This window comes from Paraflavitalea devenefica (genome assembly GCF_011759375.1).
Taxonomy (GTDB): Bacteria; Bacteroidota; Bacteroidia; order Chitinophagales; family Chitinophagaceae; genus Paraflavitalea; species Paraflavitalea devenefica.
In genome coordinates this window covers 1,211,236-1,223,810 of the sequence record NZ_JAARML010000001.1, presented here as the reverse complement: position 1 = coordinate 1,223,810, position 12,575 = coordinate 1,211,236, and the positions used below count along the sequence as shown (strand labels likewise).

The window sequence follows — 12,575 nt, the reverse complement described above, 5'->3', positions numbered from 1 at the left end:
TTAAATTAGCAGATTGTTGGGCCAACCACCGGGGCCTGGTATACCGTAACTTAATCCATTATACCATGAAAAAAATATACATATTCCTGTTATTGGCAACAACAGCGGCAAAAGCCCAGCTCCCCCCTTCCGGTGCCGCCCTTATGGACGAAACAGAGGCCATCGCTACAGCAGAGGCCCGGTCATTTCAGCGCCTGAGGGATGTTCAGGGCAACAACAGTGTATACTCCACAGTGGCTTCCAACAACTTCAATGTGAGTTTCTACCGCTGCGAATGGCAGGTAGACCCCGCCATAAAATACATCACCGGTAAAGTAACCTCCTGGTTCCGGATTGCAGAAACGACCGGCTCCATTACCTGGGACCTGCTGCGGCAATTGACGGTTGACAGCGTGCTTTACCACAACAACAAAATAACGTTTGATCAAACGGCCAACCATGCCCTCACCGTCAACTTCCCGGCTACCATTAATGCAGGGACCCTCGATTCCATAACTATCTTTTACCAGGGCATTCCCGATCCGGCAAATACCAAATCCTTTGTGCAATCCACCCATGCGGGTACACCCATTATCTGGACGCTTTCCGAACCTTTTGGATCAAAAGACTGGTGGCCCTGCAAAAACGGGCTCAATGACAAGGCTGATTCTATTGACATCATCATTACATGCCCCCAGCAATATACAGCCTCTTCCAATGGCGTAGTGGTCGGTGAGGAAATAAATGGAACCAACCGCATCACCCGGTTCCGCCACCGGTATCCTATTGCATCCTACCTCGTGGCAATGGCTGTTACCAATTATGTGGTTTGGCAAACCTCCGTTACCATCAACGGGAAGGCCATGCCTTTGAAAAGTTACTTTTATCCGGAAACCAATCTTTCAGGAAGCGAGGCCAATACACAAATCGCTTTACAGCAGTTTAGCCAGCTTTTTGGCGACTATCCGTTCGTCAATGAAAAATATGGACATACCCAATGCGGCATTGGTGGTGGCATGGAACACCAGACCAATAGCTTCATGGGCGCAGGTGCATTTAATCACTCTATTATAGCGCATGAGCTGGGCCATCAATGGTTTGGCGACAAAATTACCTGCGGTAGCTGGAGCGATATCTGGCTCAATGAAGGATTTGCCACCTACACGCAGCACCTGTACACTGAAATTAACTTCCCTGCCGCAGCTCCCGGCGGGCTGCGGAGCATTACCAATAACGTTACTTCCCTTCCCGATGGTTCTGTATACGTAGTGGATACTACCACCTCCTCTCGTATCTTCAGCAGCCGCCTTAGCTACTACAAAGGATTCTATGTAGTATACATGTTACGGGGAATAATGGGCGATTCTGCTTTCTACAGGGGGGTACGCCGTTACCTCAATGATCCTGCTGTCCGGTTCGGGTTTGCCCGCACAGCCGACCTGCAGCGTAACCTGGAAGCAGAGTCCGGCAAAGACCTTTCCGTCTTCTTTCAGCAATGGATCTATGGCCAGGGATTTCCCAACTACCAGCTCGACTGGTCACAGAATGCCAATCAATGGATAAAGCTCCGGTTGAACCAAACCACCTCACATACTTCTGTGCCCTTTTACCAAATGCCTGTACAGCTTCAACTGCATAGCGCCACAAAAGATACTACCATAACCGTTGAACACGGGTTTAGCGGACAGGAATTTTGGGTCAATCCCGGCTTTGTGGTAGACACCATAATGATAGATCCTAAACTGTGGATCCTTTCAAGGGTAAAAACCTCCCGGAAAATACCGGGAAGCACCACCATCAATGAACTGAAAATATATCCCAACCCCGCACCTGAAATATTGAACATTGTGCTCAACAATCCCGGGGAGAAAAAAATGATGGTCTGGCTGTACAATACCCTCGGCCAGCGGATATACTATAAGGAAATACCTTTGTCCGGGCGCGATGAACAACTGCAAATACCGGTACTGGGCCTGGCAAAAGGCATCTACTACCTCCACGTGAAGAGCGGCGAAAGCATCAACATCACCCGCAAAATATTGCGATAGGTAAAGGACGCACAGTTTTATGATTACTGCAACGGAATAATCTCCAAAAAAGAAATGCTGACAACTATATTTGCAACCGCGGGCATGGCAGATAAGAAAAAAAGAAATATCGGCTGGATCATCTTCATATCCCTTATACTGACAGGTATATTGGTGATGCTCGGTTTTCAGCTATATGAATGGTGGCTCGCCCGCAGGGCCCATTTTGTCCGCTACCAGGCCTTCGGCATAGATATCCCCACCAATTATGGCATTCACGGCATAGACGTCTCCAAATACCAGGAAATTGTAGACTGGGAAAGTGTAAAGGGTATGAAAGTGGAAGATGTGCAGATCGGTTTCGCATTCATCAAAGCCACTGAAGGGATTGTCAACGAAGACCGCTGTTTCAAGCGCAACTGGAAAAAAGCCAAAGAAGCCGGCGTTACACGCGGCGCCTATCACTTCTTCATCGCGACCAAAAGCGGGAAAACACAGGCCGAAAATTTTATCTCTACGGTTGAACTGCAACCCGGCGACCTGCCACCTGTACTGGATGTGGAGCAATCCTATGGCGTTAGGGGCGATAAACTGCGCCAGCGGGTAAAAGAATGGCTGGAAACAGTCGAAAACTACTACGGCGTAAGGCCTATCCTGTACACCAACGTAGACTTTTACAAGCAGATCCTGAAAGATGAATTCGATAGCTATCCCCTCTGGGTAGCGCATTACCTGCAAAAAGAAAAACCGCGCATCTACCGCGACTGGCATTTCTGGCAGCATAGTGAACAGGGTCATGTCAATGGTATCCTGTACAAAGTAGACTTCAACGTATTCAACGGCGACTCCACCGAATTCAAAAACCTCCTGATTAATTAAGCGCAGCTAAAAATAACAGTCTGTAGCCAAATAATCAGTGCTGTTCAAAGCGCGGCAGCAATCCTGAATCCTACATCCTAAATTCGTAATTTTAATCATGGCCTACGAACAAGATGATCCCCGGGATTTCCTGCGACGGATAGTATGGACACTGTCCCTGGGATTGGTGTGGCTTGTAGGCACCATCGGTATCGGCACCTATGCCGGCCTCATGGTGCCGGAAAAAAAATTGACCATCGGCAACATCATCTTCTATGGCTGGATGCTCATCAGCCTGGCTGGTTTAATATGGGTCAACTACAGGATCTGGAAAAAGAAATTCCCGCATGGATGATCAGGAAATGGGCCTGCGTTCAATCATACTTATTAAGGATATAGAGGGCTTCTTTATCAGGAATAGGAGGGTCACCCGGCTTTCTCATACCAAAATGGGCTTCATATTCCAGTTCCCACTTCCCCTTATCATGCCTTGTTAAAAAATACTCCCGGTCAAAAGATGTACGGGTATAATGCCCCAATACGAAAATACCGGAGGCTACATAATACAGAACATAACCCTTCCGGGCCACATCAAAAAAAGGCTTAGGCGTATAGGTTCGTTGCAGCAGAACAGCGGCCACCAAAGGCATGATGGGCAACCAAAACCGCCCGTCAACAAAGGGCCAGTTAAAAATTAAGACGATATAAACAACAAGGTATACCGAAACACTGGTAGGAATATATGGGCGGTTTTTGATCAGCCTGTATACAATCAGTCCCATGAAAAACACCCCCGTGAGTATATAAATGATTTCACCGATGCGTGGGGGGACCAGAAAGCCCGTTTTCGATAACGGAATATTGATGAAAAGTTCAGTCCAGTCTGTAAAATGAATGCGCATATTGTAACTGAAAAAAGTAAGAGGATCATGTAGCAGCGGGCCAAAAAGATAAGATAAATAAGTAACCACGGTTGGCCTGGTGGTCAAAAAAACCAGCAGTGCGCATGCTGCAACAATAATGGCTGTCGCATAAAGCGGGTACTGTCTTGCCCATAAGGCCATCTTCTTTCTGTTACTCAATAAAAAAGAGACCAGGCAGGCCAGCACCAGGGCTATTCCCGCTGTGCGGGTGCTAATACACACATAGCACAGAACAGCAGTGAGCAACAGCAGTCCTATACTTCTTTTAGCCAGGAACGACTCATAACAATAAAGCGTTGCGGTGGAGAAAAACAGGAACTGCATCTCTGATAAAGGAATCAGCATATACTTAATAGCTGTCCAGCTTAGCAGGGTAAAAAACAGAAGAGGGAATACATGAATAGTCGCGCCAAACAGTTTTTTTACAAAATAAAGACTGCCACACAAATACAGGAAATGGCAAAAGGCAATAGCAAAAGGCGATAGCAGGTGTAACTTCGATAATATTGCCAGGAAATAAACATATCCATAAGGTAAAAAATCATTCCGCTTTTTTAACGTGGCTGGCCATGTTCCTTCCAGGTCTTCCAGCAGGGCAAAATAGCGTACCGTATCATTTGTCAAACGAAAAGATGTAGCCACACAATTAACCAGGTAAACACAGAAAACAATCCCAATACCTATTACCCACCAACGTTTATACAGAAGAGAAGACGTAACCGTTCCTTGCATACATATATTATTTTCTAACTGCTATGGTCTGCTATAATCACCCACTTACCTTTGATCTTCCGGAACAACAGATTATAATGACCGCTCACATCTCCTGCATTGCGTTTCAGGTGCCATTTACCTACCACAAAATAATACTCCGGGCTTAGCCGCTCTACCTTGATCAGGTTAAAAGTAAGCGTGCCCATCAGGTCGGGAGTGCCGTAATTCTTCTTGTAATTATTCAGGGTATTCTGGTAGCCATAAGTCACGCCATTCTTGCCAACAAACATCAGGGAATCATGATCCCAGTAGCCTTTCATAAAATCATCAATATTGCCGGCATTCCAGGCAGTTGTTTGGTCGGTTAGTATTTGACGTACCGCTTTTTCATCAGCAGATTGTGCCCCGCAAATGGCCGGAAGCAAAAAGACCAGGCAGGCGATAAGCAGTAAACTTTTCATATCTGGTAAATTATAACAGTAAGATACACCGTTTAAATAAAAAAAGTGAGTCCCTTTTCAGGCAACTCACATCGTATCAGTAATATATCTGTGCAGATCCGTGTAATCTGTGGCCCCTTCCCGCCCCTAAAAACTCAGCTTCTTCATATACACGGCATCCGCTTCTGCTGCCTTCAGTGGGGTAGTGCCTTCATAGCGCTCCTGCTCTACAATATAATATTGCATGCCATTCGCCTTGGCAGTCTTTAATATCTTGCCAAAATCAAGATAGCCGGTTCCCAGGTTTACAGAGGCTTCATGCTGTTTCGGATCAGCGCCTTTTTCCCGGTCCTTAACATGGCACAAACGGAAACGGTTGGGATACTTCTTCAGCCAGGTAATCGGGTCTTCACCCGGCGTAGCTACCCAGTAAATATCCATCTCAAAATCTACCGTGTCAGCATTCGTGTTCTGCATCAGCGTATCCTGTGGCATCACACCATCCAGGGAAACAAAAGTATACCCGTGATTATGGTAGGCAAAGCGCAGACCGTTCTTCTTGCAAATGTCGCCGCAGGCATTAAACTTCTCTGCATACTTCTTATAATCATCAAGTGTTTTCTGCGCACCGATATAAGGGCAGATCAGGTACTTCATACCAATCTCACCAGCCTCTGCTGCTTTCTTCTCAAAGTCAGCATTAATATTGCAATGGGTCGACACCATCGTCATGCCCAGGTCGTCCATATACTTTTTAAACTCTTTATGGCCCATACCCCAGTAAATACCTTTAGGGCCTTCATAACCTTCTATCTGCTTATAACCAAAAGAGGCGATCTGCTTTAAAATACCTTGCGGGTCTTTAGGCAGGTCCTCACGGAGGGTGTACAATTGTAATCCGAATTGCTTAAGCGGTTTATTGGCGGCAAACAGGTCCGTGGCCGAACCCATCGCCAGGGCAGAAGCAAATACGCCTCCGGTCTTCAAAAACTGTCTCCGGTTATAACTCATGGGATAGACAAAAATTAAAAATAAAAGAATAAGGAACTTAAAAACAATGTTGCCTGCCATTACTCCACAAATTCCGGGCATCAGAACCCGGAACCACAAACGCGAAACCCGGAACCACTATGTGGCCCACGCCCTGTCACCTTTCTTATACGGCATGCAGCCGTCATAACGTCCGGGTACTGCTTCATAACGCAACGCCTGGGTGGCGCCAATCTCAGAAGTGAAATAGCCCAGCAGCGTCAGTTGCTTCAGTTGGGAGAAATAATGAGCAGGGTCTTCTTTCTTTTTATCCTTATTATATTCTTTCTGTTCATTATCAAGCGTCACCAGCAAAGCCTTCCGCTGTTCGGGTGTAGCCTTCATAAACGACGTTTCATGCATCTTGTGACAGGCGTCATCCAGCTTGGTCATACCTTCCAGGAAGATTTGTTGGTTCTTCTCGTCATAACAATCCTTCACCATCACCGTCATAAACGTTCCTACGCCGGCTGCTTTGGCGCCGGGGGTATTCGTGGTAGGAATAATGGTCTCGGCAATCTCGTCCAGGTAGGCAATATCAGTTGGTTTAAAGTCCAGCGTGGTAGCGTGCTTATCATCGCTGGCCTTACAGCCCGACAGAAAAAACTCAGCTCCGATAACCGTGCTACCCAGCAACAGGGCAACCCTCGATACGGCTTCTCTTCTGTTCATATTATATCAATTTAATAATGTACAAATTATAAATTCCCTTTCTTCAGTTCCTCTACTGCATAATCCGCTGCTCTCGCAGTCAGCGCCATATACGTCAGCGATGGGTTCTGGCAGGCCGATGAGCTCATGCAGGCGCCATCAGTAATAAATACATTCTTTACGTCATGCATTTGGTTCCACTTATTCAGTACCGACGTCTTCGGGTCGCGACCCATACGCGCGGTACCCATCTCATGGATACAAAATCCGGGAGGCGGTGCATTATCAAAGGACTTCACATTCTTGGCTCCTACAGCTTCCAGCATCTCTACGGCGCTGTTCTTCATATCCTCCCGCATCTTCATCTCATTCTCCTTGAACTCGCAGTCTATATCCAAAGTGGGCAATCCCCACTTGTCTTTCTTTTCCTTATTCAGGGTCACCTTATTTTCATAATAAGGCAAATGCTCACCCCATGAGCCCATACCCATCGACCAGGTGCCGGGTTCCAGTAAACTTTCCTTCAGATCTACGCCAATACCGTCATGCCCACGGGCACGCCCGCGGTTGGCGCCACCCTGGTAGCCAAAGCCCCGTACATAATCAGTACGTTTGGTGGTTTCGCTGATATTGCGGAACCGGGGAATATAAATGCCATTCGGCCGGCGTCCAAAAACATACTTGTCGTCAAAGCCCTCTATCTCACCGTTGGCACCTACACCGTAGTGATGGTCCATCAGGTTATGGCCCACCTGCTCACTCGTATTGCCCAGGCCATTGGGAAACGCATCCGAAACAGAATTCAATAAAATAGACGTAGTGCCCAGGGTGGAAGCATTCAGGAAAACGATCTTCGCATAGTATTCCTCAGTCTTCATCGTTTCTGCGTCCAGGATGCGCACGCCTTTTGCACGTTTCGTGTCTTTATCATAAATCACTTCCAGTACAATAGAATAAGGGCGTAAAGTCAGGTTGCCCGTCTTCGTGGCGGCCGGCAGGGTGGCCGAATTACTGCTGAAATAACCACCGAATGGGCAGCCTTCATGGCAACGGCTCCTGTACTGACAGGGACCGCGGTCGCCTACCTTAGCCGTGTGGTTAGCGGAGCGGCCAATGATCATGGTGCGTTCTTTAAAACGGTCTTTGATCCGTGCGGCCACATGCTTCTCCACGCAGTTCATTTCCATCGCCGGCAGAAACTCGCCATCAGGCAGTTGAGGCAATCCCTCTAAGGAACCGCTGATACCGGCAAATTTCTCGGCATAACTGTACCAGGGTGCCAGATCTTTATAACGGATCGGCCAGTCTGTACCATAACCATCCTTCGCATTCGCAGCAAAATCAATATCACTCCACCGGTAACTCTGGCGGCCCCACATCAGGGAGCGGCCCCCCACATGATAACCGCGTATCCAGTTGAATGGCTTTATCTCGTTATAAGGATTCTCAAGATCATTTACAAAGAACTTCTTCGACACCTCATTAAAAGCATAACACTTGCTTTGAATGGGACTATTATGTCGGTCTTCCTGGGAAAGATTACCATGGTGGGGTAACTCCCAGGGAGCTTTATCCGTGTCTTTATAATCCTTGATATGTACCACATCCCGCCCGCGTTCCAGGACCAGTGTCTTCAGTCCTTTTTCGCAAAGCTCTTTGGCGGCCCAGCCTCCGCTGATACCGCTGCCTACAACAATTGCATCATACGTGTTTTGTGCAGTTGCCTTATTATTAATGTTGACGTTCGTTGAATCCCCGGGCATAGATTAAAATTATAATAGAGTTTATAGTTAACCATCCTTTGATTACTGCTCTGCGAGGCTGCAAGCCTCGCAGCCCTATTCCAGGGCTTCCAGCCCTTCACCATCGCTGGCGCAACTTGTCCCGCTCTGCGGAGCCTGTCCCGATTTACGGGAAAGTATGCAGCTAAGCCACGTGCACAGGGTACTTGTGCCTTATAGAAACTAAAGATTCCCCTTCTTCAATTCACTCACAGCAAAATCCGCTGCTCTGGCTGTCAGCGCCATATAAGTAAGGGAAGGGTTCACACACGCAGCAGATGTCATGGCAGCTCCGTCTGTTACAAACACATTCTTGCAATCCCATACCTGGTTATGGCCATTTAACACAGAAGTCTTCGGGTCTTTTCCCATCCGGGCCGTACCCATCTCATGAATACCCATGCCCATGGCATAATCGCCTTTATAGCCATGTACATTCTTTACGCCGGCAGCTTCCAGCATCTCAACGCCATCCTGCTCCATATCCTTTTGCATCTTCTTTTCATTCTCTTTGATCTCGGCATCTATGTCCAGTACTGGTAAGCCCCATTTATCCTTCACATGCTTGTTGAGCGTGATCTTATTATCATGGTAAGGCAATACCTCGCCAAAGGCAGTCATACCAATCGTCCAGGGGCCTGGTTCTGTCAAAGCATCCTTCAGTTCGGCGCCAATGCTCAGTTCGGCCACACTACGGCCCCAGCCTTCACGGCTGGCCCCGCCCTGGTAGCCAAAACCACGCACATAATCCCGCTTTTCGCCAAACAGGTTACGGAACCGCGGAATATAAAAGCCGGTCGGACGTCGGCCGAAATAATACTTGTCCTCATAGCCTTCCACCGTGCCGGAAGCGCCCACGCGGAAATGGTGGTCCATCAGGTTATGGCCCAGCTCACCGCTGCTGCTGCCCAATCCGTCGGGCCATATATCGGTGGCAGAATTCATCAATACCCAGGTACTGTTCATGGCCGAAGCGCACAGGAAAATCACCTTGGCAGTATATTCAATCGTTTTATTCGTTTCTGCATCAACAATCTCTACCCCTTTCGCTTTCTTGCTATCCTTGTCGTACAGGATCTTCGTTACAATAGAGAAGGGGCGAAGCGTCAGGTTGCCGGTAGCGCGTGCGGCCGGCAGGGTAGAAGACTGGGTGCTGAAATAAGCGCCGAAGGGACAACCCAGCCAGCATTTATTGCGGTATTGGCAATTCGTGCGGCCCGGTAAAGGCACCGTAATATTGGCTACGCGGCCAATCGTCAGCAGGCGCTGGCCTTTATAGTGATCTTTAATACGGGCTGCTACATCTTTTTCCACGCAGTTAAGGTCCATGGGCGGCAGAAACTGGCCATCCGGTAATTGCGGAATGCCATCTTTATTACCACTGATGCCGGCAAACTTCTCTGCATGGTCATACCAGGGAGCAATATCTTTATAGCGGATCGGCCAGTCTACGCCATGGCCATCCTTGGCATTCGCTTCAAAATCAAAATCACTCCAGCGGTAGCTCTGGCGTCCCCACATCAGGGAGCGTCCACCCACATGATAGCCGCGGAACCAGTCAAATCGCTTCGTTTCAGTATAGGGACAATCCTTTTCATTCGTCCAGTACTCAAGATTCGTTTCATTCAACGGGTAATCCCGGTTCAATACGGGATAGGCTTTGATCATCTCCTGTGTTTTGCCGCCACGGTGCGGGAATTCCCAGGGATTTTTGCTGGCGTTCACATACCCTTTCACATGTTCAATATCATTCCCGCGTTCCAGCATCAACACCTTCAATCCTTTTTCGCAAAGCTCTTTGGCTGCCCAGCCGCCGCTAATGCCGCTACCTACCACAATCGCATCATATGCATTCTCTGCCATAGTATTCGGAGTTTAAATAGTTGTCGTTCTTTATTTATGCAACCCTAATCACACATCACAAATCTTCACCGCTTTTTCCAGCGATGCCAGCCTTTCCTCATTCGTTTTGCGGTCAGGAATAAACTCCTGGGCCACATACCCTTTAAAGCCGGTTTCAACGATCGCTTTCATAATAGCGGGGTAATACAGCTCCTGCGTATCATCAATCTCATGCCTGCCCGGAACACCGCCGGTATGATAATGGGAAATATATTGGTGGCTGCTGCGGATCGTAGCGATCACATCGCCTTCATCGATCTGCATATGGTAAATATCATACAGCAGCTTGAAGTTCTCAGAGCCTACACGCTTGCAAAGCTCCACACCCCAGGCGGTTTTATCACATTGGTAATCCTTATGGTTCACCTTGCTGTTCAACAATTCCATTACCAGCGTCACCTTATGCTTTTCGGCCAGTCCGGTCAATTGCTTCAATCCTTCGGCGCAATTATTCCAGCCTGTTTCATCATCAATGCCCCGGCGGTTGCCGCTGAAGCAGATCAGTTGCTTATAACCTGCCTTGGCTACCAGTGGGATCATCTCAGAATAATTCTTGATCAGTTGCGCATGGAACTTCTTGTCATTAAAGCCATCCACCAGGTTGATCTCGGCGCCATTGCACATAGAAGAGAACAGGCCATACTTTTGCAGTACAGGCCAGTCCTTTGGACCTACCAGGTCAATAGCTACAATGCCCATCTTTTTGGCGGCTGCACAAAATTCTTCCAGTTCAATGCTACTGTAGCACCAGCGGCATACGGAGTGATTAATATTTCCTTTCAAAGTGTTTGATTTAGTCTCATCGCAGGAGGTGAAAGAGGATAGCATACCGGCAGTGCTGATGGCTGCTGTTCCCGCTACAATATTCTTTAGAGCAAGCCGGCGTGATTGATTATTGGACATGTGAATCGTTAAGATTGAAAATTACAAAAATGTTATCACTGACGTCATTAAAAACACATTATTAACAGTTCGTTCCTAAGCGCCTGCTACAGTCAGTTGCTGTGGCTTCTTCTTGCCGCGCATATAAATCACCAGGAAGGCAAATGCCACTGCTAATACAATGGGGATCACCAGCGTCGCATTCAACACCTCAGGTCCCGCAGCCTTCTTCGCTTCGCCAAGCGCTGCAGCCATGGGTGATCCTGCGGGGGCTGCATTATAATCAGCCAGGATAGCGCCTGCAGGTAACTTTTCGGCTACCAGTTTATCATAATAGCCGCCCATGAACATCATATAGATGGATACGGCAAACATGCCCGCGCCACCCATCAGGTTCAGTCCCACGGCGCCCGTCTTAGGAAGGTTCTCCGATACAAAACCGAGCATCGTTGGCCAGAAATAACAAACACCCATACCAAAAACCAGGGCGCCCACAAAAACCATATTACCCGAAGTGTGGCCAAGTAAATAAATACCGGCAGCAGCCAGGATCGCCGAAATAAACAATACGCCCTGCGGCGACAGCCGGTGCACAACAGGCTCAGCCAAACCACGGCCTACCACCATCACACCAGTCGATACTGCCAGTATCAGGATCGCATTATCGGTAACATTCCTTAACAATACATCAATCCATTGGCCGGTAAACAACTCGGTAATGGCCGTACCGAACATGCAGATGATCATAAAAATGAACAATGGATTCCCCAGCGAACGGTACATTTCGCTGGTCGAAACACCAGCAGCAACGCGCTCGGTAACAGGAAACTTCAGGCGGGAGAACAAATAACCATAAACAAGGGTTGGCAGCAACATCGTGCCCACTTGAACCTGCCAGCTAATGGCAGCCTTATCAAAGAAATAAACGATCAGTGTACCGACTACAATACCACCTGGGAACCAGAGATGGAAGTGGTTCAGCTTCGTGGTCTTATTTTCAGGATACAACGCAGTAACCAGCGGGTTACAGGCCGCTTCAACGGTACCATTGGCAATACCAATAAGTAAGGTGGAGAAAAATAAGGTCCAGTAACCGGTCGAAAAGATCGTAAGCAGAATGCCCGCCAGGTGAAACAGGAAGGCCAGCATCAGTAACCGCTTCATACCGATAGCATCTACCACCATACCGCCAATAATTACGGCAAGCGGGAAACCCCAGAAAGCAGTAGCGGAAATAACACCGAGCTGTGAAGCATTCAACTGGAAATCAGTGCCAAGTTTATTTAAAATACCGGCTCGTATACCAAAAGACAAAGAAGTTACCAAAAGGGCTAAACAACTGGCCCAGAATAATTGACCACGTTGGATGGTTGATTGCATGGCAAGGAG

The 12,575-nt window shown here is 47.9% G+C and carries 11 protein-coding genes; 3 read left to right on the top strand and 8 right to left on the bottom strand.

What is annotated here, in order from left to right:
- Positions 1 to 65: 65 nt before the first annotated feature.
- From HB364_RS04920 to HB364_RS04910, 3 genes are all read left to right on the top strand, one after another.
- Complete coding sequence (locus HB364_RS04920) at positions 66 to 2,027, top strand: M1 family aminopeptidase (RefSeq protein WP_167286761.1); 1,962 nt, start codon at positions 66 to 68, stop codon at positions 2,025 to 2,027.
- A gap of 54 nt (positions 2,028 to 2,081) precedes the next feature.
- Entirely contained in the window at positions 2,082 to 2,885 is an 804-nt protein-coding gene (locus HB364_RS04915) for a glycoside hydrolase family 25 protein (RefSeq protein WP_246228320.1), read from the top strand.
- Positions 2,886 to 2,982: 97 nt separating this feature from the next.
- Complete coding sequence (locus HB364_RS04910; RefSeq protein WP_167286760.1) at positions 2,983 to 3,219, top strand: hypothetical protein; 237 nt, start codon at positions 2,983 to 2,985, stop codon at positions 3,217 to 3,219.
- 19 nt (positions 3,220 to 3,238) lie between these two features.
- On the opposite strand, the gene HB364_RS04905 is transcribed toward HB364_RS04910, so the two are convergent.
- The 8 genes from HB364_RS04905 to HB364_RS04870 all read right to left on the bottom strand — a co-directional run bounded on the left by HB364_RS04905 (position 3,239) and on the right by HB364_RS04870 (position 12,566).
- Positions 3,239 to 4,519 (bottom strand): hypothetical protein, encoded by a 1,281-nt coding sequence (locus HB364_RS04905; protein ID WP_167286759.1) that lies wholly within the window; start codon positions 4,517 to 4,519, stop codon positions 3,239 to 3,241.
- A gap of 14 nt (positions 4,520 to 4,533) precedes the next feature.
- Positions 4,534 to 4,962 (bottom strand): YybH family protein, encoded by a 429-nt coding sequence (locus tag HB364_RS04900; RefSeq protein ID WP_167286758.1) that lies wholly within the window; start codon positions 4,960 to 4,962, stop codon positions 4,534 to 4,536.
- Between the two features lie 126 nt (positions 4,963 to 5,088).
- Complete coding sequence (locus tag HB364_RS04895; RefSeq protein ID WP_167286757.1) at positions 5,089 to 5,952, bottom strand: TIM barrel protein; 864 nt, start codon at positions 5,950 to 5,952, stop codon at positions 5,089 to 5,091.
- Between the two features lie 117 nt (positions 5,953 to 6,069).
- Entirely contained in the window at positions 6,070 to 6,642 is a 573-nt protein-coding gene (locus HB364_RS04890; RefSeq protein ID WP_167286756.1) for a gluconate 2-dehydrogenase subunit 3 family protein, read from the bottom strand.
- 26 nt (positions 6,643 to 6,668) lie between these two features.
- Positions 6,669 to 8,384 (bottom strand): GMC oxidoreductase, encoded by a 1,716-nt coding sequence (locus HB364_RS04885; protein ID WP_167286755.1) that lies wholly within the window; start codon positions 8,382 to 8,384, stop codon positions 6,669 to 6,671.
- A gap of 201 nt (positions 8,385 to 8,585) precedes the next feature.
- A complete protein-coding gene (locus HB364_RS04880; protein ID WP_167286754.1) occupies positions 8,586 to 10,265 on the bottom strand; it encodes a GMC oxidoreductase in 1,680 nt (559 codons plus the stop codon).
- Between the two features lie 48 nt (positions 10,266 to 10,313).
- The gene (locus HB364_RS04875; protein ID WP_167286753.1) at positions 10,314 to 11,207 is read right to left on the bottom strand and encodes a hydroxypyruvate isomerase family protein; all 894 of its coding nucleotides are present in this window, start codon (positions 11,205 to 11,207) and stop codon (positions 10,314 to 10,316) included.
- A 75-nt stretch (positions 11,208 to 11,282) separates the two neighbouring features.
- The gene (locus tag HB364_RS04870) at positions 11,283 to 12,566 is read right to left on the bottom strand and encodes an MFS transporter (protein WP_167286752.1); all 1,284 of its coding nucleotides are present in this window, start codon (positions 12,564 to 12,566) and stop codon (positions 11,283 to 11,285) included.
- Positions 12,567 to 12,575: the final 9 nt, after the last annotated feature.